We start from the raw sequence: 22168 nt of genomic DNA, 5'->3' as shown, positions 1-22168 counted from the left end.
GCAACCCGAACGCTGAAAGAGACCTCCTATGGATCCCCTGCACCTCCGTTCCGCCGGCACCAGCCTGCTGGTCAGCTTCGACAGCGGCGAGGCCGAGGTCATCCACTGGGGCGCGGACCTCGGTGCCGCGCTGCCGGACCTTGGCGTCCTCGGCGGACCAGTCGGGCATTCCTCCATCGACGCGCGCGTCCCCGCCGGCCTCCTCCCCCAAGCCTCTTCGTCCTGGCGCGGCCGCCCGGCCCTGCGTGGGCATCGGATCACGGGTGGCGGCGCCGGTTTCGATTTCTCGCCCCGCCTCCGCGTCACGTCCGTGAACGCCGAAGGTGCCGGCGCCACCATTGTGCAGGCCGACGCCGACGCCGGGCTGAGCGTCTCGTCCCACCTGACGCTCCACGACGGCGGCCTGCTGGAACTGCGCCACACCCTCACCAATGAGGGCAGCACCCCTTTCCAGGTCGATGAACTGGCGACCGTCCTGCCCGTGGCGCCGGACGCCGTCGAACTCCTCGACCTGACCGGCCGGTGGTGCAGGGAACGCCACCCGCAGCGGCACAGCATCCAGCAGGGAACCTGGGTCAGGACCGGCCGGCACGGCCGCACCGGGCACGACTCTTCCCTGCTCTTCGCCGCGGGCACCCGCGGTTTCGGCAACCGCCACGGCAAGGTCTGGGCCACCCATCTGGCCTGGAGTGGCAACCACGAACAGTTCGCGGACACCATCGGAGACGGCCGGACCACGATCGGCGGCTCCGAGCTGTTGGGTCCTGCCGAGGTCATCCTGGAGCCGGGCGGCAGCTACACCACCCCCGCCCTGTTTGCTGCCTACTCGGACCACGGTTTGGACGGAATCACCGAAGCTTTCTACAGCTGGTTCCGCTCCCGCGCCCACCACGTCCTGCCCGCAGCGTCCACCGGGCTGCCCGCAGCGTCCACCGGGCTGCCCGCAGGCAAACCACGCCCGGTAGTGCTGAACACCTGGGAAGCGGTGTACTTCGACCACAACCTGGACACCCTGATCGAGCTGGCCGAATCCGCGGCCGACCTTGGCGTGGAACGGTTTGTCCTCGACGACGGCTGGTTCCGTGGCCGCCGTGACGACCACGCCGGCCTGGGTGACTGGTACGTCGACGAGACCGTCTGGCCGGAAGGCCTCACCCCGCTGATCGAGGCTGTCACATCCCGCGGCATGGAGTTCGGGCTGTGGGTTGAGCCGGAAATGGTCAACCTGGACTCGGACGTCGCCCGGGCACACCCGGACTGGATAGTGGGCCCCTCCGCTGCCCCGCACAAGGACGGCGGCCGGCTGCCCCTGGAATGGCGCAACCAGCACGTCATCGACCTGGTCAACCCCGAGGCGTGGCAGTACGTCTTTGACCGGATCGATGCCCTCCTGGCCGGGAACAATATCAGCTACCTGAAGTGGGACCAGAACCGCGACCTGACCGAACACGGCCACGCCGGCCGCCCCTCAGTCCACGCGCAGACCCTGGCCGCCTACCGGCTGTTCGATGAGCTCAGGAAGGCCCATCCCGGCGTCGAAATTGAAAGCTGCTCCTCCGGCGGCGCCCGGGTGGACCTGGGCATCCTGGAGCGGACGGACCGGATCTGGGCATCCGACTGCAACGACGCGCTGGAGCGGCAGACCATCCAGCGCTGGACCGGCGCGGTGGTTCCGCCGGAACTGGTGGGCAGCCACATCGGCCCCACCACGTCGCACACCACCGCCCGCACCCACGATCTGTCCTTCCGTGCCATCACGGCGCTGTTCGGGCATTTCGGCATGGAATGGGACATCCGGGGCGTCCAGGGCAAGGACCGCGAGGAGCTCCGCCGCGTCGTGGGGCTGTACAAGGAGCACCGGGACCTGATCCACAGCGGCCGCCGCGTCAACGCCGACGTCGCCGACGAAGCATTGCTGTTGCACGGCGTCGTTGCGGAGGGGACGACCGCGGAAGGCACGACGGCGGCACTGTTCGCCCTGGTCAGCACCCGCACCTCGGCAGCGGAAGTCCCCGGCCGGATCGGCCTGCCGGGGCTCGACCCGGCAGCCACCTACCGGGTGGAGGCCGTCTTCCCGACGGCGGAGGACGCCGACTACCCGCACACCTTCACCCAGGTCCAGCCGCCTGCCTGGCTGGCCGACGGCGCGGTGGCAAGCGGCAAGTTCCTTGCCGAAGTGGGGCTGCCCATGCCCATCCTGAATCCCGAGCACGCGCTGCTGCTGAAGGTTACGGCCGCCTAGGATCAGCCGCGCCGCCCTGCGCGCCGTGCATTCCCGGCGTAAGAATGCGCGGCAGGCAGGGGGCAACCGATAGATTTGCTGGCATGACTGAAGCCTCCTCCACCGTTGAAACCGGCCGCCGCACCATCCTGGTCATCAATGGCCCCAACCTGAACCTGCTGGGTACCCGGGAGCCGGAGAAATACGGCACCTCCACCCTTGCCGACGTGGAGCAGCTGGCGGCGTCTGCTGCCGAAAAGCATGGCTTTGCCGTGGACTGCGTCCAGTCCAACCACGAGGGTGTCCTCCTTGATGCCATCCACGCGGCACGGGGCACGGCAGAGGGGATCGTCCTGAACGCCGGGGCCTTCACGCACACGTCCGTGGCTCTGCGCGACGCTTTGGCCGCCGTCCAGCTTCCCGCCGTCGAGGTTCACATCACCAACGTGCACCAGCGGGAGGAGTTCCGGCACCACTCGTACCTGTCACCGGTTTGCTCCGCAGTCATCGTGGGCGCCGGAATCTTCGGTTACAAGCTCGCCATCGACTACCTGGCAGAGGTCCTGTAACCACGCGGGTTCTACTTCTTGATGCACTGCCCGGAGGAAACGGGCGAGGACAGTGACGGGGCCTGCTCTGCGACGGGTTCCACGTCATTCATGGTGATGGCGAATCCCACTTCAGCGTCCGACGTCGCCTTGGCGAAGACCACGCCGGCCACCTGGCCGTCGGTGGTGAGCAGCGGGCCGCCGGAATTCCCGGGCTGTACGTCGCCGGCCAGGCGGTAGATGTCCTCGGGCGAGGGGTTGTTGCCGTAAATGTCAGGCACCAGGACGGTGGCGATGTCCTGGACCGTGGCAGGTTTGGACTGGAAGGGACCGCCGTGGGGGTAGCCTGCGAACGCTGCCTGGCTTCCGCCGGGCAGGTCGCGGCTCAGCGGCAGCGGCTGGGTGGGCAGGTTGTCCACGGCCAGGACGGCCAGGTCCCGCTTGGTGTCGAAGTAGACCACCCGCCCCGGCATCGCTCCGCCGTCGGGCATTTCCACCACGGGCTGCGAAACTCCCGCAACCACATGCGCGTTGGTCACCACGCGGTCTGCGGACACCACGAAGCCGCTGCCGGTCTGGTTCTGGCCGCACTCGTACGCCGTGCCCGCAATCCTCAGGACGGACTGGGCGGCCTTGTTGAGCGCGGGAGTGTTGGTGCTGGTATTGGGGACCTGGACGGCCTGGCCCTGGTCCAGCCCTTCGATCAGGGTAGGGATGCCGTTGCCGATCACCGTGGACCGCAGCTGCGCCATGGTGGCCTTGACCGGCGTGGGGGTCAGCCCGTCGATGAAGCGGATCACCTTGGACTCGGCCAGCTGCTGTGACACCACGGGCACGCCGAGTGAGCTGACGCTGAATGCCAGCATGGACATGACCAGTGCGGACACCACCAGGTTCAGCGCCCCGCCCACCAGCCGGTCCACTGCCCGCAGCGGCCGCATCCGGACCACCCCGCGGAGCTGCCGCCCCGCCATGGTGCCCAGGCCATGTCCCAGCGCCATCAGCACGACGGCGGCAGCGATGATCGCCGTCAGCCTCCACCCCGAGTCCTCAACGAATGTGCTGACAAGGGGGACGGCAAAGAAGGCGGCGATGGCGCCGGCGGCAAAGCCCGCGAGGCCGCCGACAGTGACCAGGAACCCATTGCGGAGGCCGTAGATCAGGTATGACAGCAGCGCCAGGATCAGGACAATGTCCAGGACAGTCAGGCCGACCACAAAGGCTCCTTATTTACAGTTGAACCTCCATTCTAGTGGTGGCCGCTGACAATCTTCTGTGGGCTGCAGCGGGGTCCGGCGCACCTGCGGTCAGCTGCCGGCGGGTGTTTCGCGTGCCAAGTTCGTCACAGAACCTTGAAAATTCTGAAACAATGGCAAAAGCGCCCACAGCCGATACTTTTACTCAGGAGATTTCATGGACATCGAGGTACTGCGCCGAGCACCACTTTTCGCCACGCTTGACGACGACGCATTCCGGCTGTTGACGGACGAACTGACCGAGGTGGACCTGTCCCGCGGCGCATCCGTTTTCCGTGAAGGCGACCAGGGTGACCAGCTGTACTTCATCGTCTCCGGCAAGGTGAAGCTCGGCCGCACCTCCCCTGACGGCCGCGAGTCCCTCCTGGCCATCCTCGGCCCGGGCGAACTCTTTGGCGAAATGGCACTCTTCGATCCCAGCCCGCGCACCGCCACCGCCACCGCGGTGTCCGAGACCCGCCTGGCCGGGCTCAAGAACGAGAGCCTGAACACCCTGCTGCGCACGCGTCCGGAGGTCTCGGCCCAGCTGCTGCAGGCCCTGGCCCGCCGCCTGCGCCGCACCAACGATTCCCTCTCCGACCTCGTCTTCTCTGACGTCCCCGGCCGCGTGGCCAAGGCCCTGCTGGATCTTGCGGACCGCTTCGGCCGGCCCGCAACCGACGGCGTCCTGGTGGCACACGAGCTCACGCAGGAAGAACTGGCCCAGCTGGTTGGCGCGTCCCGTGAAACGGTCAACAAAGCCCTGGCCGAGTTCGTCCAGCGCGGCTGGCTGCGCCTGGAAGCCCGCGCCGTGGTCATCCTGGACATGCAGCGCCTACGCCAGCGCTCCCGCTAGAACGCAGCATATAGAACGCAGCGAAAAAGGCCGCCCCGAGGGGCGGCCTTTTTCGTTGTCCGAACCTACCTGGCTCCTAGCGTTCGCGCTGGTGGTCTCCGGCTACGGTTTTGGCAGCCTCGACTTCGAGCATGAGCTTCCCGTCCTCGTTAACCAGTGTCGCCTGGTAAACGTGGGGCTTGCGTTTGTAGCTCAGGTACGCGATGCATCCGTTGGCCGCGGCCATTTTCTCGAGCATGATCTCGGACCCGGGAACCAGCAGCTCTCCCAGCGTGCGGCCCACGGTGTTCTCCTGGGCCGCCTCGTCGCCGAGGGCGGTGGTGTCCCGTTCATGGACCACCTGCGCCGCGTTCACCCAGCGGCCCCACACACCTTTGCCTTCCAACAGCGACGGCTCCTGGCCCGGCGGCAGGGTGGCAGCGAAGTAGCGGGTGTCGAACCGCCGGTGTGCAAAGTCAGGGCTGCGCCAGTTGACCAGGGATTTAAGCAGGTCGGTGCGCAGGGAGAGTCCGCGCTTGCCCAGGACCTGGGCGAGCGTCTTCTCCTGGTCCGCGACCGCCACCCGTGCCCGCATCCACTCGGACGTGGACGTGGCTTCGACCGTGTTGGACATGTCGGGACCGGCCAGCAGCACACCGGTTTCTTCGAACAGCTCCCGGATGGCGCCCACCACGTGGCGGCGGGCCAGCGCGACGTCGTCAGTTCCCATCTGTTCAGCCCAATGCTGGGGCGATGGGCCAAGCCAACCCATGGGCTCGTCGTCGGCCGGGTCAAGGGAGCCGCCGGGGAAGGCGAGGACCCCCAGCGGCGAGGAGCCGGGCCGGTAGCCCAGCCACGTCTCCAGGCCGGTGGGTGAATCACGCAGAAGGACTACTGATGAGGCGTAGCGGGCGGCCCGGGGGGTCCGCTCGCCGTGTTCGAGCCAGCTTTGCGCTGCCCCTTCAAGGTCCTGGGGAAGTGCAAAAAGGCGTCGTGCGAGGTGAGGCAAGGGAAGTGTCCGGTCTTAGCTGAATTCGGCGATGAGCTCGACCTCTACGGGAGAGTCGAGCGGAAGAACGGCAACGCCGACGGCGGAACGTGCGTGCTGCCCGGCGTCACCGAGGACGCGGCCGAGCAGCTCCGACGCACCGTTGACGACGGCGGGCTGGCCCGTGAACGACGGGTCCGAGGAAACGAAGCCCACAACTTTGACGATGCGGGTGATCCGGTCGAGGTCTCCGATGACGCTCTTGACGGCGGCCAGGGCGTTGACGGCGCAGACGGCGGCGTACTTTTGGGCATCCTCCGGTGAAACGGTGGGTTCGTCCGCGAACCCTTCGGTGCCGGCGGAGACCTTGCCCGTAGCTTCGAGTTTGCCGTTGATGAACGGCAGCTGTCCCGAGGTGTAGACGTGGCTTCCGGAGACCACTGCGGGAACGTAGGAAGCCACCGGTGCGGCTACCTCCGGGAGGGTGATGCCAAGTTCGGCGAGGCGCTGCTCGACGGCGGATGCCGGCGCCGTTGCGGCACTGGACTGGGCTTCTGCGGGTGTGGTGCCCATGCTACTGCTTCTCCCTCTTGAGGTAGGCGACAAGGCCGTTGCCGTCGGGTCCCGGGACTACCTGGACGAGCTCCCAGCCGTCCTCCCCCCACTGGTCAAGGATCTGCTTTGTGGCGTGGATAATGAGCGGAATCGTCGCGTACTCCCATTTGGTCATGAGAGAAAGCGTAGCCCTTGCCGGTAAAGTGGAAAACATGGCGACTCGCAACAACCCCTTATTCGACACTGCCACCACACTGGGTAAGATCCTTCTCTTCCTTGGTGTGAGCGCGATTTGCGGTGTCCTCGTAGCGGGCCTGCTGGTCCCCGCCGCGGCCGTCTCCGGCAGCGCGGCGAGCGGTTCAATCAGCTTCTTCGATTCCCTTCCAGCGGAACTGAAGGTCGATCCGCCCAGCCAGACCACGCGGATCCTGGCCGCGGACGGCAGCGAGATCGCCAGCGTCTACACAGAGAACCGCACCAAGGTTCCGCTGGACCAGATTTCACCGAACATGAAGAACGCCATCATCGCCGTGGAGGACAGCCGGTTCTACGAGCACGGCGGTGTTGATACCACGGGCATCCTGCGCGCCCTGGTAAGTACGGTGCGCGGCAACAAGCAGGGCGCTTCCACCATTACGCAGCAGTACGTCAACAACGTCCTCAACGCCAACCTCGCGGCCGCCGGTGAAGAGGACCAGATTAAGCTCAACGGTGTCAACAAGGGCGTGGGCGACAAGCTGCGCGAAATGAAACTCGCCATCGCCCTTGAGAAGGAGTTCAGCAAGGACCAGATCCTTGAGGGCTACCTGAACATCGTCTTCTTCAACCGTGACGCGTACGGCATCGAGGCCGCCTCACGCTACTTCTTCAGCACCACCGCCAAGGACCTGACGCTCCCGCAGGCAGCGCTCCTGGCCGGCCTGGTCAACAGTCCCTCCGCATTTGACCCCATCACCAATCCCGAGAAGTCCAAGCAGCGCCGCGACTTGGTGCTGGGTCTGATGAAGGACCAGGGCAAGATCACCGCCGAGGAATACCAGGCCGCTGTGGCCACACCGGTGCAACCGAAGGTGACCCAGCCCAAGCAGGGCTGTGCCTATGCCGCCACGGCACCCTACTTCTGCGACTACATTCTCCACTTGCTGGAAAACAACCCGGCCTATGGTGCGGACAAATCGCAACGGCAGCACGTCATTTACGGCGGCGGCCTCACTATCACCACCACTTTGGATCCCAAAGCCCAGGCCACCGCCCAGGAGCAGGTAGCTGCCGCCACCGGGGCAAATCCGGATAAGTGGGGTTCCTCGATGGTGTCGGTCCAGCCCGGCACCGGCAAAATCATTGCGATGGCCCAGAACACTACGTTCCTGCCGGGCCAGGGCTTCGATTCCCAGTTGAACTTCAACGTGGACAAGCTGGACAAGGACGGCAACGACCTTAACGGCGTGGGCGGCTTCCAGCCGGGTTCCACAATGAAGCCGTTCACCTTTGCAGAGTGGCTCAATGAAGGCAAGACCATGAATACCGTGGTCAACGCCGCCCAGCGTGTCTATCCGATTGGCTACCCCTGGCGGGACACCTGCGGCAAGGTCAACGGTGCTTACAACACGGCGCAGAAGTCCTTGGGCGCGGCGGATGACCTCCAGAACGCTGAGCCCCAGTGGTACCGCCCGCTGACGGTCCTGGAGGGCCTCTACAACTCCATCAACACCGTGACGTTCGCCTCCGCGGCCCAACTGGACTTCTGTGGAATCCAGAAGATTGCCGATGCCGTAGGACTCCATAGCGGCCTCCCCCAGACGGATGGGAATGGCAACATCGTCCTCGATAACGCAGGCAACGTTGCGGATCCCAACCCCAAGGTGGACATGATGACGCTGGGCAACCTGTTGGGGTCCACCCAGACGTCGCCGCTCACCATGGCCAGCGCATTTGCAACCTTCGCGAATGACGGAAAGTACTGCGAACCCATTGCCATCACCTCGGTAGTCGATGGCACCGGCAAACAGCTCCCGGCGCAGTCCAGCAACTGCCGTGACGCCATCAAGCCGGAGGTTGCCCGCGGTGTGAACTACGCGCTGCAGGAAGTGTTGAACAAGGGTTCAGGTTCGCTGATCAGGCCCCGGATCTCCACTAAGACCAGCTTCCCCATTGGCGCCAAGACCGGTACGTCCAACCTCAACGGCTCCACCTGGGTGGTTGGCCACACCACCGGCCTGGCCACCGCGGCTTGGTTCGGCGACCCACTGGGGGGACAGACACGGGCAGGTCAGAACGTCACGATCAACGGCAAGTTCTACCAGGGCATTGACGGCTACATGATCGCCGGTCCCATGTTCTCCAACTTCATGTCTGCGATCGCTCCCGCCTACGGCACCAATCCGTTCCCTGCACCGCCGAGCAACATGGTCAATGGAACTACCCAGACCACCACCCAGGCCCCTGTACCGGCACCGCAGGCCACCCAGGCCCCCGCCCCGGCACCGCAGCCCACCCAGGCTCCCGCCACCCAGGCGCCGGCTCCGGTCACCAACGGGACCGGCAACAATGCCAAGGGAAAAGGCTAAGCACGCATGAGCATCGATAGCCTGGCAAGCCGCGCCCGATCGATCGGGCGCGGCTTTGCCGTTACTGCAGGCGCCGGAGCCGCTGCGGGACTGGCCGCCTTGGGGTATGGCCTGTGGGAGAAGAACCAGTTCGTCCTCCGCGAAGAGACCCTGCCCATCCTCCCGCCCGGCCGCGGCCCGTTCCGGATCCTTCACCTGAGTGATATCCACTTTGTGCCGGGACAGCGGAAGAAAGCCGACTGGCTGCGATCGCTGGCAGACCTCCGCCCGGACCTCGTGGTGAACACAGGTGACAACCTCAGCCACATCAAGGCTGTGGACCCCCTCCTGGACGCACTGCAGCCCCTGCTGGAGTTCCCCGGTGTTTTCGTTCCTGGCTCAAACGACTACTTCGCGCCCACTCCCAAAAACCCTGCGTCGTACCTGTTTGGGCCGTCTAAGGCGAAGCCGAAGCCGGTTGTCCTGGACTGGGCGCGGCTGCGTTCGGGCTTCGGCATGAGCGGGTGGGTGGACCTGACCAACCGCCACCAGTCGCTGGTCCTGAACGGCATGCGTTTCGATTTCTCCGGGGTGGACGATCCGCACCTGAACCGTGAACGGTACGCCGGCTGGCCCCGCGGAACGGTGGGCCAGGACGCCAACGACCACCTCAAGGTCGCTGTCATCCACGCGCCCTACCAGCGGGTGCTGGACCACTTCACCGAGAGCGGTGCAGACCTCCTGCTGGCCGGCCACACCCATGGTGGACAGCTATGCATCCCGGGCTACGGGGCCGTCGTCGCCAACTGCGACCTTCCCACCTGGCGTGCAAAGGGCCTGAACGACTGGTCAAGCAACGGCAACACGACGCCGGTCAACGTCTCGGGCGGGATCGGCACCTCACGCTTCGCGCCGGTCAGGATCGCCTGCAGACCCGAGGCTGTCCTGCTGACCCTTACCTCTGCCAACTGACCTCTCGCTCCATCAGATATGGTCCCCAAAATGAGGTTTTGGGACCATATCTGATAAACATCCGGCATTACGGATGCAAAACTGCGCGGGACGTGCGTGGACCCGGTAATCCATGGGAGTGCTCCCCCTCCATGGCATAGGCTGGCTGCCAGAGGAAAACTACATTCGTTTTAGAGCTTGAGAAGCGGGCATGGCCAAGCAGACTCGATTCTTTCAATCCATCAGCCGTCTTTATCCGCACGTCCGGCCCATCATCCCCAGGCTCCTGATGGGGCTTCTGTGCGCACTCCTGGCAAGCGTTGTGGCCCTCACTATCCCCCAGGTGCTGCGCATCCTGGTCAACACGGCGCTCCAGCCGGGCGGCTCACCCCAGGCTCTCTGGACATCCACAGGCGTCGTCCTGGTGCTGGGCATCGCAGAGGCAGGACTGGTGGCTCTGCGCCGGCAATTCGTCATTAACCCCGCAACCACCGTGGAGACCCGCATGCGCGTCTCCCTTTACGGCCATCTGCAGGAACTGACTGTCTCCTTCCACGACCGGTGGGGGTCCGGCCAGTTGCTGTCCCGGGCCATGACAGATTTGAACTTCCTGCGCCGATGGATGGCCTTCGGCGCCATCATGCTGGTGGTCACCACGCTTACCGTGATCATTGGGATCGTGGCCATGTTCGCCATGAGCTGGCAGCTGGCGCTGATCTTCCTCGCTGCCGCCGTTCCCATAACCATCAACAGCTTCCGGTTCCGCACCCGCTTCAGCAAGGTTGCCCGGCGCAGCCAGGACCAGGCCGGCGACCTTGCCACCACCGTGGAGGAATCCGTCCACGGCATCCGCGTGCTGAAGGCTTTTGGACGCAGCCGGGAGGCCCTGGAGAACTTCAATGAGCAGGCCGAGGAGCTGCGCCAGATTGAGATCGCCAAGGCGCGCCACCAGGCAACGTTCACCATGGTGGTCACCCTGCTTCCCGAGCTTGCGCTGGGGACGGCGCTGGTGGTGGGCGTCATGCTCTGCGCCGGCGGGCAACTGAGCATCGGTGCCTTGGTGGCGTTCTTCGCCACCGCGGCAGTCATTGCCTCCCCCGTGGAATTCTCCGGCATGCTGCTGGCCATGGCACTTACGGCGAAGACCGCCGTCGACCGCCATTACGAAGTGATGGATACCCTGAACACCATCACCAGCCCCGCCGAACCCCGCCGGCCCGCACAACTCTCAGGCGCACTCCGCTTCGACAAAGCAACGTTCGCCTTCGAGGACGCGCCCGACAAGCCCATCCTCAAGGACATCAGCCTGGACATCCTTCCCGGCGAAACCATGGCCTTGGTGGGCATCACCGGCAGCGGAAAGAGTGCGCTGATCCAGCTGGTGCCGCGCCTGTATGACGTCACCACGGGCGCCATCACCATTGACGGTGTGGACATCCGGGACTTCGACGTCGAGGAGCTGCGCAGCATCGTGGCCGTAGCGTTCGAAGACACCACGCTCTTCTCCAATTCCGTGCGGGACAACGTCCTGCTGGGTGCTCCGGCCCCAACGGAGGAGGTCCTGGACGAGGCCCTCGATGTGGCGCAGGCGCACTTCGCGTACTCCCTCCCGGAGGGCGTGGACACGCTGATAGGCGAGGAAGGCCTGAGCCTGTCCGGCGGCCAGCGGCAGCGCATTGCCCTGGCCCGTGCCATCGCTGCCCGCCCACGCGTCCTGGTCCTGGACGATCCCCTGTCCGCCCTGGACGCCCACACCGAGGAGCTGGTGGAAGCCCGCCTCCGCGAGGTCCTGAAGGACACCACCACGCTGATCGTCGCGCACCGGCCGTCCACGGTGGCCCTTGCCGATCGCGTGGCACTACTGGAGGACGGCCGCATCACCGCCGTCGGAACGCACACGGAGCTGCTGGCGCACAACCAGCACTACCGCTACGTCATCGCCAGCCTGGAGCGGGAGCCCCGGGACCTGGACTCCGAACTGTCGGCGCTTGAGGACCATGCTGAGGAAGTGACCCGATGAGCACCGCGACGTTTGGCACCGCCAACGAAGACAACGCCCACCTCAGCAGGAGTGACAGCAGGGCAGTACGACGGCGGTCGCTTGCCCTGCTGGGCTCGCTGATCCGCCCGGTGCGGGTACGGTTCTGGCTGACCATCGCCATGGTGGTCCTCTCCCAGGCCACAAGGGTAGCCGGGCCCGCCCTGATTGCGTTCGGCATCGACCACGCCTTGCCGGCCCTCCGGTCGGGGGACAACTTCCCGCTGGTGCTCACAGGTGCCGCCTACCTTCTGGCAGCCATCGCGACGGCGGGACTCACCGCCCTGTACGTCACTTCCACCGCCCGTCTCAGCCAGGCGATGCTGCTGGACCTGCGGGTGCGCGTCTTCCGGCACACGCAGCGGCTCAGCCTGGAGTTCCACGAAAAGTACACTTCAGGCCGCATCATCGCGCGGCAAACCTCTGACCTGGAGGCGCTCCGCGAACTCCTCGATTCCGGGGTGAGCTCGCTCGCCTCGGGAATCCTGTTCATGGCCTTCACAGCCGTCACTATTTTTGCCCTGGACTGGCGGAGCGGCCTGCTGGTCCTGGCGGCGGGCGTCCCCATGTTCTTCCTCTCCCGCTGGTACCAGAAGCGCTCACAGATCGCCTTCCGCGAGTCCCGGGTGGTCTCTGCCCGGCTGATCGTGCACTTCGTGGAGACCATGACCGGCATCCGCGCGGTCAAGGCCTTCCGGAAGGAGAAGGAAAACTCGGAGCGGTACGGGAAGCTCGCCGAGGACTACCGGCTGGTCACGGTCCGCTCCATCAACCTCAACGGGATCTTCCAGCCCGGCCTGGTGCTGATCGGCAACGTCTGCGTTGCCCTGGTGCTGCTCTTCGGCGGCTTTCGGGTGCTGGGCGGTGACCTTGCCATCGGCGTCCTTCTCGCCCTCATCCTTTCCACCAAGCGGTTCTTCCAGCCCGTGGACCAGATGGCCATGTTCTACAACTCCTTCCAAAGCGCGCAGGCAGCCCTGGAAAAGGTCTCGGGCCTCCTGGAAGAAGTACCCACCGTCCGGCCGCCGAAGAACCCTGTCGCCCTGCCCACCGCCACGGGCCGCATCGACTTCAACGGCGTGGAATTCCGCTACGGCGACGGACCCCTGGTGGTGCCCCGCCTGAACCTGCACATCCCGGCCGGCCAGACCGTGGCGCTGGTGGGGCAGACCGGCGCCGGCAAATCAACGCTGGCCAAACTGATCGCCCGGTTCTATGACGTGACTTCCGGCACGCTCACCCTGGACGGCGTTGACCTCCGCGATCTCGCCACCAGCGACCTCCGCCGGAACATCGTCATGGTCACGCAGGAGGCGTTCCTCTTCAGCGGTTCTGTGGCGGACAACATCGCCCTGGGCCGCCCGGACGCCTCCCGCGCGGAGATTGAGGAGGCCGCCAAGGCGGTGGGGGCGCACGATTTTATCCTGGAACTTCCGGAGGGCTACGACACCGACGTCAACAAGCGTGGCGGCAGGGTTTCCTCCGGTCAGCGGCAGCTGATCAGCTTCGCCAGGGCTTTCCTGGCGCGACCGGCGGTCCTGATCCTGGACGAGGCCACATCCTCCCTGGATATCCCCTCGGAACGACTGGTGCAGGCCGGCCTGGCCCGGCTGCTGGCGGGAACGGAAGCTGCACGGCGGACAGCGCTGATCATTGCCCACCGCCTCTCAACGGTGGAAACGGCGGACCGCGTCCTCGTAGTGCATGACGGCCAGATCGTGGAGGATGGCACCCCGGAAGAGTTGATCGGCGGCGGCGGACGGTTCGCGGACCTGCACGGTGCATGGAAGGATTCGCTGGTGTGAACCAGCGGCCGGCGGCGTGCCGGTTCTCTGGACGACGATTTCGCATCGGGACCCGGAATCGGCTATCCTTGTAAAGTTGCTTTTGCAGCGGATCGGGATGTAGCGCAGCTTGGTAGCGCGCTTCGTTCGGGACGAAGAGGTCGCAGGTTCAAATCCTGTCATCCCGACCATAATGGAAAAAGAGGGTCTCCTTGGGGAGGCCCTCTTTTTCGTCCCCCAGTGAGGCGTCTTCCTGTGGCCTTAAAGGGAAAAGCCCCGGAGCTGTTGCTCCGGGGCCTACCCTCGCCTCCCGATGTGAGGAAGCTGTTTATGCAGGATCGGGCCAGTTGCCGATGTAGGTGATGATGGTTGTGTCGGTGGTAGTGGTCTTCTTGTCCTTCTTGACCTTCGCGGAAGCGGGGTCAGGCCAGTTGCCAATAGCTACCGACGTACCCGAATTATCGGCGACGGAACCTGAAGCCAGGACAGCCGGAGCTGCCGCAGAAAAAGCCAGGGCCCCAGCCAGGGCGGCCGCGGTTGCGATCTTCTTCAACATATAAGTTCCTCAATACGAGTCGGATTCGTTACAAAGCCAGCACTGTCCTTGTTGACACACATTGTAAAATATTTTCCACAGGGCCTGTCAAGCATTCGGCGGCCCCAGTGTCCAGAAGGAGGAAACGCGTGGGCAACGGATTCGGAGAAAAGCTCCGGGCGGAGCGCCTTGAGCGTGGACTGACACAGGCCGAACTGGGCAAGGACCTGTATTCACCCAGCTACATTTCGCTTCTAGAGACCGGCCGCCGCGAACCGACGGCTGAAGTTATTGAAGAACTCGCACGCAGGCTGGAGTTGGCACCCAAGGCACTGGAGGCTTGGAGCCAGCCAATTTCAGTTAGCGACGCCGAATACGTCCTGGCCGGGCTCTACGCCCGTCAGGCGTGGGACCTGCGTGACTACCCGCTGGCTGCCAGCCACGCTGCAAACGCGGCACAAATTGCGCTGGACGGCAAGAACACCAGCGCCTGGTGGAACATGACCTACATGCAGGCCGAGTGCCTCATGAAACAGGGTGACCTTCAGGAATGCCGGAAGATCATTGAACGCCTCATTGAGCACCCCATGGCAACAGAGTCTGTTGGTCTTGGCGTCCGCGCCCGCCAAATGCTTGCCGCAGTTTGCCACGGCCAGGGCCAGCTGTCTGTTGCTGTTGAGCATGCGCTGGAAGCCGTCAGGCTGTCCGCCGGCCTCCCCCGGGGTTCAACCGTCCTCATCGGCGCACACCGCATCCTGATCGGCGCCCTGGCTGAAAGCGGACGGCTGGATGAGGCGTGGAAGTACTGCCAGGCCCTGCTCGATCAGGTGGACGAGCATTCCATGTCCCAGCTCGCCGGCGAAGTCGCTTGGGTCATCGGCAACGTGGCTTTCATGCGGCACGACTACACGGAGGGCGTCACGCATCACGAGCGGGCAGCCCGCCTGCTCTCCCCTGCCAATGACATTGAGTTGTGGGCGCGCTTCAACAAGGCGTCGGCCGCTGTCCGGCTTTCATCGGGCATCGTCGAGCCGGAAACGCTGGCAGCCATCGAACGGGCAGAACTGGCCTTCTCCATCGTTGGCGGAACCAAGAGCGACGAACTGGAAGTGGCCTTCATCCGCGCCCGCTGGCTGTATTTGACCGGGGATATTGTCGCAGCCGTCGAAAAGTTGCGGGAGATCCACACAGAGCGTGACGCGCTGGGCAAGCACACGGCGGGTGAGGTCTCGCTCCTGCTGGGCAAGTCACTCAAGGCCACAGGCGACACGGATGAAGCACTGGTGCACCTCGAAGAAGCCCAAAAGGCCTTCGCCACCGCCGGCGCACAGGACCGGGTCCAGCAGGCGCTCGACGCGATCCTTGAGATCAAGCTGGCGCAGAAGCGGGCCGCGGCTGCTGCCAAGGCCAGCTGACCAAAAAGCCAGGTAAGCCCGCAGATGGGGGGCTTACCTGGCTTTTTGAAGCGTGGTTACGAAAACGTCTTTCCCGTGATCTTTTCGTACGCTTCGACATACCGGCTCCGCGTGCGCTCCACTACTTCTGCGGGCAGTGCCGGCGGCGGGGCGTCAGAGGACTTGTCCCAACCGGACTCCGGCGAGGTCAGCCAGTCCCGCACGTACTGCTTGTCATAGGACGGCTGGGCCTGCCCCGGCTTGTAGGTGGCAGCATCCCAGAAACGCGAGGAATCAGGGGTCAGCACCTCGTCCCCCAGCGTGATGGACCCGGAGACGGCGTCGTAGCCGAATTCCACTTTGGTGTCCGCAAGGATGATGCCGCGCTCCCGGGCGATCTTCTCCGCCGTCGTGTAGATCTTCAACGTCAGCTCGCTCAGGCGGGCCGCGATGTCGTCACCCACCAACGCCACGACGGCGTCGTAGGTGATGTTCTCGTCATGCTCGCCGATCAGCGCCTTGGCGGACGGCGTGAAGATGGCGTGCTCCAGCCGTGAACCGTCCACCAGGCCTTCGGGCAGCGGGATGTTGCAGACGGTGCCGGAAGCTTTGTATTCCTGCAGCCCGGATCCCGTCAGGTAGCCGCGGGCGATGCACTCCACCGGGAACATGTCCAGCTTCTTGCAGATCATGGCCCGGCCCACAACCTCGGCAGGCACGCCGTCCTCCGCCGTGGAACCGAGCACGTGGTGTTCCACGCCCAGCTGGTCGAACCACCAGAGGCTCAACTGGGTAAGGATGCGTCCTTTGTCCGGGATCTCGCTGGACAGGACGTGGTCGTAGGCACTGATACGGTCACTGGCCACCACCAGGACGCAGTCCTGCCCCAGGCGCTGCACGATTGACGCGTCAGCGGGCTCGTAAAGGTCGCGGACCTTGCCGGAGTAGACGTGCGTCCAACCGGCCAGGTCAAGGGTTTGGGTGGCGTAGCCGCGGTTCTGGGAAGTTTCACTCATGTCAGGCCTTTGCTTTCACGATGGGCAGTGAGCCGGTGGCGCCATACGGAACCTTGATTTCGCCACGTGCGGCCTTGCGGGCGATGTCGCTGCGGAATTGCGAGCCTTCCAGCTGGACCAGCTCAACGCCGTCGTACGCCTTTTCGCGCGCCTCCACCAGGTCGCTGCCCAAGGCAACAACGGCCAGGACGCGGCCGCCGGCGGAAACCACTTTGCCGTTCCCGTCCAGGGCGGTCCCGGCGTGGATGACGTGCACGCCGTCGAGGGCTTCCACCTTCTTGAGCCCGCGGATCCGGTCACCGGTGCGGGGCGTGCCCGGGTAGTTCTCCGCGGCCACAACGACGGCGACGGCGGACTCCTTGGCCCAACGCAGCTCTTCTGCCTTATCCAGTTCGCCCTTGGCAGCAGCCATCAGCAGGGCACCGAGGGGGGTCTTGAGCCGGGCCAAAACGGCCTGCGTTTCGGGGTCGCCGAAGCGGACGTTGAATTCGATGACGCGGGTGCCGCGAGAGGTCAGCGCCAGCCCGACGAACAGCACGCCGACAAAGGGGGTTCCGCGGCGTGCCATCTCGTTGACGGTGGGTTGGGCCACCCGGTCAAGGACTTCCTGCACCAGGCCTTCGGGGGCCCACTCAAGCGGGGTGTAGGCGCCCATGCCACCGGTGTTGGGCCCTTCATCGTTGTCGAAGATGCGCTTGAAATCCTGGGCAGGCGAGAGTGCCACAGTGTTTTGGCCGTCGCACAGGACAAACAGGGAAACTTCCGGTCCGTCCAGGAACTCCTCGATGACCACGGATCCGCCGGCGTCGAAACAGGACTGGGCGTGGGCCAGGGCTTCGTCGCGGTTCTTGGTGACCACCACGCCCTTGCCGGCGGCCAGGCCATCGTCCTTCACCACGTAGGGCGCGCCGAATGTATCCAGGGCCGACGCTGCTTCCTCTGCGTTGGTGGCCACCATGGCCATCGCTGTGGGAACGCCGGCCTCCGCCATGACCTCTTTCGCGAACGCTTTCGAGGCCTCCAGCTGGGCGGCGGCCTTGCTGGGACCGAAGACGGGAATTCCGGCTTCACGGACAGCATCTGACACGCCTGCTGCCAGCGGAGCCTCGGGGCCCACCACCACAAGGTCAACGCCGAGCCGTGTTGCCAGCTCCGCTACAGCCTCAGGATCGTTGCCGTTGATGTTGTAAGTGGGGACCAGTTTACTGATGCCGGCATTGCCCGGCGCCGCGTGGACCTCGGACACGTTCGGGTCGGCAAGCAGGGAGCGGACAATGGCGTGTTCGCGGCCTCCGGGGCCAATGACGAGTACCTTCACAGTCTCCAAGGGTACTTTGTGCACCCTTCCCGCTCCTAAGCTGTGTCCTTCCCTGCCCGCCGGTCAATCCGGGTCGCCTCCCGCTCCGAACCATATACATGACAAAGCTTCGGAACAGGATTACCGGCCCCACCGCCATGGCCGCGCTGGCAGGCGTGGTGGCGGCCGCCGTCGTGCTTGCCGTTGCGGAGCTGATCGGCGCGTTCTTCACCGCCAGGGCAACCCCGCTTTTCGCCCTGGGATCAACGTTCATCGACTTCACGCCGCCCAAGCTGAAGGACTTTGCGGTCGCTACATTCGGCACTAACGACAAGGCTGCGCTGTTCGTGGGGATGGGGCTGACCATTGCGATACTTGCCTGCGTCCTTGGCGTGGTTGCCTATCGGAAGTGGGCGCTGGGCGTTCTGGGGGTCCTATTCATGGGGGCCGTGATCGTTGCCTGCGTGGTAACCCGCGCCGGTGTCAGCGCAGTGGACGCGATCCCGTCCGTGCTGGGGACCATCGCCGGGTTGGTGGTCCTGCGCGTGCTTATGGCGTCCGTGTGGCGGTTGAAAGAGCCCAAGCCCTGGCCGGAAGCGCCGGCTGACCAGGCAGCCGACGACGACGCGCGGCGGCAGGGCGCCGGCACCAGCCGCCGCGGTTTCTTCACTGCCGCCGGGATTACTGCCGTGGCCGCCGGCGTCGCCGCAACGGGCGGCCGGCTGCTCGGGGCCGCCCGAAACAACGTCGCCAAGGCGCGCGAAGCGCTCTCGCTGCCGGCGCCGGCCAAGGCCGCAGCCGCGGTGCCGGCAGGCGTCCAGTCCCCTGTGCCGGGGGTTACGCCGTGGCTGACGCCCAATAACGATTTCTACCGGATCGACACGGCCCTGAGCGTGCCCGAAATCAACGTTGACGATTGGGAGCTGCGGGTCCACGGACTGGTGGAGCAGGAGGTAACCCTCAGGTTCAAGGACCTGCTGGACGCCCAACTGATCGAATCACACGTGACGCTTACCTGCGTGTCCAACCCGGTGGGCGGCAACCTGGCAGGAAACGCCAAGTGGCTGGGCCTGCCCATCCGCGAAGTGCTGGCCCGCGCCAGGCCTAAAGACGGTGCGGACATGGTGCTTTCCACATCCATCGACGGGTTCAGCGCCTCCACTCCCCTCGAGGTCCTGCAGGACGGCCGCGACGCCATGCTGGCCATCGGCATGAACGGTGAGCCGCTTCCGCTGGAGCACGGCTACCCGGTGCGGATGGTGGTCCCAGGGCTTTACGGGTTCGTCTCTGCCACCAAGTGGGTGGTGGACCTGGAGGTCACCCGCTTCGCCGACAACAAGGCGTACTGGACCAACCGCGGCTGGTCCGAGCGCGGTCCGATCAAGACCATGGCGCGCGTGGAGGTGCCCAAGTCCTTTGCCAAAGTTCCGGCAGGGAAAGTGGCGGTGGGCGGCACCGCCTGGGCGCAGACCCGGGGAATCGCCAAAGTGGAGATCCAGATCGACAACGGCGACTGGGTGGAAACCACCCTTTCCACCGAAGCCTCCACGGTCACGTGGCGCCAGTGGTCCTACGAATGGGACGCCACGCCCGGCCCGCACTACATCAAAGTGCGCGCCACTGACGGCACCGGCGAAGTCCAGACGGACAAGCGCGCGGATCCCGTGCCAGACGGCGCCTCCGGCTGGCAGTCCGTGATGGTCACCGTGCAGTAGGTCACCGTGCAGTAGGTGGTCGTGTGCAGAGGATGCCCGTGCCGTATCGGGGTGGCCCATAGACTGGCGGTATGCCGCATAATCCGCATGCAACCTTCACCGTGGACTCCGCCGTCGAACTGGCCGTGATCGAACGCAGCGGCTTTGTGGAGTCGCGCCACATTGGTTCCGCAGTCCTCATGTCCGCCGATGGGTCGGTCGTGACAGAGCTGGGCGACATCAATACTCCCATCTACGCCCGGTCCACGCTGAAACCGTTCCAGGCGCTGGCGTCCATGCAGTCAGGAGTCCCGCTGCGCGGCGCGCAGGTGGCCATCGCCTGCGGAAGCCATACAGGTTCCCTGGACCACATGGATGTGGTGGCCGGGATGCTCAACGCGGCCGGAGTGCGTGAAGACCAGTTGCAGTGTCCTGAAGCCTGGCCGCAGGATGAAACGGCACGGAACTGGCTGGTCCGCTCGGAAAAGGGCAGGTCGCGGCTGGCGTACAACTGTTCCGGCAAGCATGCCGCGTTCCTTTGGGCCTGCACGGAGAACGGGTGGGACACGCACAGCTACCTGGAGCCGAACCACCCCTTGCAGCAGCGGGTGCGCACCGTTATCGAGGAATACACCGGCGAAAAGATCGCGCACTTGGGGATTGATGGCTGCGGCGCGCCCGTGGCAGCCGTATCCCTGAAGGGTCTGGCCAGGGCGTACTCGCAGCTGGCCAAGGCTCCGGGTGACCATAGTTTCAGTGCCCGTGCCGCCACTATCGCCACCTCAATGCTTGACTACCCATGGGCCGTCCAGGGCCAGGGCGAAGCCAACACCGTGGTGATGGACGAGCTGGAGATCATCGCCAAGATAGGCGCCGAGGGTGTCCTGGCCATGGCCACGCCGCAGGGTGTTTCCGTTGCCGTCAAGATCCTGGACGGCAACGTCCGTGCCACCTCGCTCGTTGCCTTGACCCTTCTCGCTGCAGCGGGGGCCATCGAAATTCCTGGCGTGGCCAACGCCCTGGAAAAGGTGGTGGAACCTGTACTCGGCGGCGGCCGCCCCGTGGGCAAGATCCGGCTGGGCCCGGCGGTTTCGGCGCTCCTGGACTGACCCTTACCTCCCCGATACAAAAGGAAAGACTGAACGCATGGCCGTAGCCCGCCGTCGTATTGACGTCCAGGAAGGCAAAGCAGCGCTGAAGGCGTGGCTGGAAGCTGCCCAACCGCCGTCGGACGCGCCCCCGCCGCGCACCGTCCTGGCTACGGCTGTGCGGTACACCCTTGAGGAGGTGACCGCGCGTGCCCCGGGAAATTCGGTGGAAGTCCGCGTGCCCCCGTTTGGCGTCACCCAATGCGTGGAGGGGCCGCGGCACACGCGCGGCACCCCGCCCAACGTCATTGAGTGCGACGCCGCTACCTGGCTCGCCATGGTCACCGGCAGGATTGACTGGGCGGACGCAGTCGCGGCCGGCAAGGTTGCGGCGTCGGGGCTGCGTGCCGACCTCTCGGCCCTGCTCCCGCTGTAGGCCGCGCCTTCCCCTTTGCGTGCCTACCCGCGGCCGATGAACGGCATACCGGCGGCGGTGACCACCACCGAGCCCACGCTGGCCGTTGCCGGCATGTTCGCCATCATCAGCACTGCCCGCGCCGCGTCCGCCACCGGGAACATCGGTTCCACCTTCCGGCTGCCGTCCGCCTGCAGCGCCCCCGAGCCCACGCCGATGGTGTCCATGATGTCCGTGGCGGTGTTGCCGATATCAATCTGCCCGCAGGTGATGCCGTATTCGCGGCCGTCCAGTTCGATGCTCTTGGTCAGCCCTGTCATGGCGTGTTTGGTGACCGTGTATGCCACTGTCCGCGGCCGGGGCGAGTGGGCCGAGATGGAGCCGTTGTTGATGATCCGGCCGCCTTGCGGCTCCTGCTCCTTCATGGTCCGGACGGCCTCTGCGGCGCAAAGCATGGACCCGGTGAGGTTTACGGCCAGGGTGGCATTCCAGTCCGCCAGGCTGATCTCGTCAACACTGGCTGCGGGGCCGAACACGCCTGCGTTGTTGAACAGCACGTCCACACGCCCCCACTGCTGCAGCGCCGCCTGGAAGAGGCGTTCGACGTCGTCGGGCCGGGTGACATCGCAGGGCACCACGAACGCGTCCGCGTGGCCGTCAGCCGTTTCCTTGAGCTGCGCCTCCCGGCGGCCGGCCAGCACGACGCAGTAGCCGTCGGCCAGCATCTGCCGGGCAACCTCACGGCCGATGCCGGAGCCGGCCCCGGTGACGACGGCGACTCTTCGGATCTGATCAGGGGTACTCATGGCGTTCTCCTTGCTCGGCCAGTCATAATTGCATCGTACGTCCAAGCCTCCCTAATCTCGAATGGCAAAAGTGTTTTCTCACCATACGAAAACACTGCCTACGCATTCAAAGATGAAAAGAGGCTGCCGTGGCTGCAGGAGAAGATACCTCCCATATCCTCAGCGGGTTGACTAACCAGCTGCCTGATCGTGATCCGGAAGAGACTGCCGAGTGGGTTGAGT

Annotated in this window: 19 protein-coding genes and 1 tRNA gene; 12 read left to right on the top strand and 8 right to left on the bottom strand. The window is 65.2% G+C overall.

What is annotated here, in order from left to right; genetic code table 11:
* The first annotated feature begins 28 nt into the window (after positions 1 to 28).
* Both J2X98_RS11725 and aroQ read left to right on the top strand, forming a co-directional pair.
* Positions 29 to 2242, top strand: coding sequence for an alpha-galactosidase (locus tag J2X98_RS11725; protein ID WP_307308205.1), 2214 nt, complete (start codon positions 29 to 31; stop codon positions 2240 to 2242).
* Positions 2243 to 2325: 83 nt separating this feature from the next.
* Entirely contained in the window at positions 2326 to 2790 is a 465-nt protein-coding gene (aroQ, locus tag J2X98_RS11720) for a type II 3-dehydroquinate dehydratase (RefSeq protein WP_141945948.1), read from the top strand.
* 11 nt (positions 2791 to 2801) lie between these two features.
* On the opposite strand, the gene J2X98_RS11715 is transcribed toward aroQ, so the two are convergent.
* Positions 2802 to 3986 carry a MarP family serine protease gene (locus J2X98_RS11715; RefSeq protein WP_141945946.1) on the bottom strand — a complete coding sequence of 395 codons (1185 nt, stop codon included), beginning with the start codon at positions 3984 to 3986 and terminating at the stop codon, positions 2802 to 2804.
* Between the two features lie 196 nt (positions 3987 to 4182).
* Between J2X98_RS11715 and J2X98_RS11710 the strand changes: the two genes are divergently transcribed.
* Positions 4183 to 4860: a Crp/Fnr family transcriptional regulator gene (locus J2X98_RS11710; RefSeq protein WP_013602309.1), complete on the top strand. Its 678-nt coding sequence runs from the start codon at positions 4183 to 4185 to the stop codon at positions 4858 to 4860.
* A gap of 76 nt (positions 4861 to 4936) precedes the next feature.
* On the opposite strand, the gene J2X98_RS11705 is transcribed toward J2X98_RS11710, so the two are convergent.
* From J2X98_RS11705 to J2X98_RS11695, 3 genes are read right to left on the bottom strand one after another with little or no spacing between them, the layout of a single operon-like run.
* Positions 4937 to 5848: an NUDIX hydrolase gene (locus J2X98_RS11705; RefSeq protein ID WP_307308197.1), complete on the bottom strand. Its 912-nt coding sequence runs from the start codon at positions 5846 to 5848 to the stop codon at positions 4937 to 4939.
* Positions 5849 to 5863: 15 nt separating this feature from the next.
* The gene (locus J2X98_RS11700) at positions 5864 to 6400 is read right to left on the bottom strand and encodes a RidA family protein (RefSeq protein ID WP_307308194.1); all 537 of its coding nucleotides are present in this window, start codon (positions 6398 to 6400) and stop codon (positions 5864 to 5866) included.
* Position 6401: 1 nt separating this feature from the next.
* Entirely contained in the window at positions 6402 to 6557 is a 156-nt protein-coding gene (locus J2X98_RS11695; protein ID WP_009359196.1) for a DUF4177 domain-containing protein, read from the bottom strand.
* Positions 6558 to 6594: 37 nt separating this feature from the next.
* Between J2X98_RS11695 and J2X98_RS11690 the strand changes: the two genes are divergently transcribed.
* From J2X98_RS11690 to J2X98_RS11670, 5 genes are all read left to right on the top strand, one after another.
* Positions 6595 to 8949: a transglycosylase domain-containing protein gene (locus tag J2X98_RS11690; RefSeq protein ID WP_307308190.1), complete on the top strand. Its 2355-nt coding sequence runs from the start codon at positions 6595 to 6597 to the stop codon at positions 8947 to 8949.
* A gap of 6 nt (positions 8950 to 8955) precedes the next feature.
* Complete coding sequence (locus J2X98_RS11685) at positions 8956 to 9900, top strand: metallophosphoesterase (RefSeq protein ID WP_307308187.1); 945 nt, start codon at positions 8956 to 8958, stop codon at positions 9898 to 9900.
* A gap of 190 nt (positions 9901 to 10090) precedes the next feature.
* The gene (locus tag J2X98_RS11680) at positions 10091 to 11899 is read left to right on the top strand and encodes an ABC transporter ATP-binding protein (protein WP_307308184.1); all 1809 of its coding nucleotides are present in this window, start codon (positions 10091 to 10093) and stop codon (positions 11897 to 11899) included.
* Positions 11896 to 13722 (top strand): ABC transporter ATP-binding protein, encoded by a 1827-nt coding sequence (locus J2X98_RS11675; RefSeq protein WP_307308181.1) that lies wholly within the window; start codon positions 11896 to 11898, stop codon positions 13720 to 13722. The genes J2X98_RS11680 and J2X98_RS11675 overlap by 4 nt, the downstream gene beginning before the upstream one ends.
* A 93-nt stretch (positions 13723 to 13815) precedes the next feature.
* Positions 13816 to 13892: transfer RNA gene (locus J2X98_RS11670), tRNA-Pro, on the top strand.
* Between the two features lie 137 nt (positions 13893 to 14029).
* Here J2X98_RS11670 and J2X98_RS11665 read toward each other — a convergent pair.
* Positions 14030 to 14257 carry a hypothetical protein gene (locus J2X98_RS11665; protein ID WP_307308178.1) on the bottom strand — a complete coding sequence of 76 codons (228 nt, stop codon included), beginning with the start codon at positions 14255 to 14257 and terminating at the stop codon, positions 14030 to 14032.
* 128 nt (positions 14258 to 14385) lie between these two features.
* Here J2X98_RS11665 and J2X98_RS11660 point away from each other — a divergent pair, with 128 nt between their 5' ends.
* Complete coding sequence (locus J2X98_RS11660; protein WP_307308177.1) at positions 14386 to 15651, top strand: helix-turn-helix domain-containing protein; 1266 nt, start codon at positions 14386 to 14388, stop codon at positions 15649 to 15651.
* 56 nt (positions 15652 to 15707) lie between these two features.
* On the opposite strand, the gene J2X98_RS11655 is transcribed toward J2X98_RS11660, so the two are convergent.
* Both J2X98_RS11655 and purD read right to left on the bottom strand, forming a co-directional pair.
* Positions 15708 to 16646, bottom strand: a complete 939-nt coding sequence (locus J2X98_RS11655) for a phosphoribosylaminoimidazolesuccinocarboxamide synthase (protein WP_307308174.1) — start codon at positions 16644 to 16646, stop codon at positions 15708 to 15710.
* Position 16647: 1 nt separating this feature from the next.
* Entirely contained in the window at positions 16648 to 17964 is a 1317-nt protein-coding gene (gene purD, locus J2X98_RS11650; RefSeq protein WP_307308476.1) for a phosphoribosylamine--glycine ligase, read from the bottom strand.
* Positions 17965 to 18062: 98 nt separating this feature from the next.
* Between purD and J2X98_RS11645 the strand changes: the two genes are divergently transcribed.
* The 3 genes from J2X98_RS11645 to J2X98_RS11635 all read left to right on the top strand — a co-directional run bounded on the left by J2X98_RS11645 (position 18063) and on the right by J2X98_RS11635 (position 21161).
* Positions 18063 to 19658 carry a molybdopterin-dependent oxidoreductase gene (locus J2X98_RS11645; protein WP_307308172.1) on the top strand — a complete coding sequence of 532 codons (1596 nt, stop codon included), beginning with the start codon at positions 18063 to 18065 and terminating at the stop codon, positions 19656 to 19658.
* A 71-nt stretch (positions 19659 to 19729) separates the two neighbouring features.
* On the top strand, positions 19730 to 20746 hold the full coding sequence (locus J2X98_RS11640) for an asparaginase (protein WP_307308169.1): 1017 nt from the start codon (positions 19730 to 19732) through the stop codon (positions 20744 to 20746).
* A 37-nt stretch (positions 20747 to 20783) separates the two neighbouring features.
* The gene (locus J2X98_RS11635; RefSeq protein WP_141945923.1) at positions 20784 to 21161 is read left to right on the top strand and encodes a sterol carrier family protein; all 378 of its coding nucleotides are present in this window, start codon (positions 20784 to 20786) and stop codon (positions 21159 to 21161) included.
* Between the two features lie 23 nt (positions 21162 to 21184).
* Here J2X98_RS11635 and J2X98_RS11630 read toward each other — a convergent pair whose 3' ends face one another.
* Positions 21185 to 21946, bottom strand: a complete 762-nt coding sequence (locus J2X98_RS11630) for an SDR family oxidoreductase (protein WP_307308165.1) — start codon at positions 21944 to 21946, stop codon at positions 21185 to 21187.
* Between the last annotated feature and the right edge of the window lie 222 nt (positions 21947 to 22168).

The sequence above is a fragment of the Pseudarthrobacter enclensis genome (genome assembly GCF_030811655.1).
Lineage (GTDB): Bacteria > Actinomycetota > Actinomycetes > Actinomycetales > Micrococcaceae > Arthrobacter > Arthrobacter enclensis_A.
This window is presented reverse-complemented; position numbering and strand designations above follow the sequence as displayed.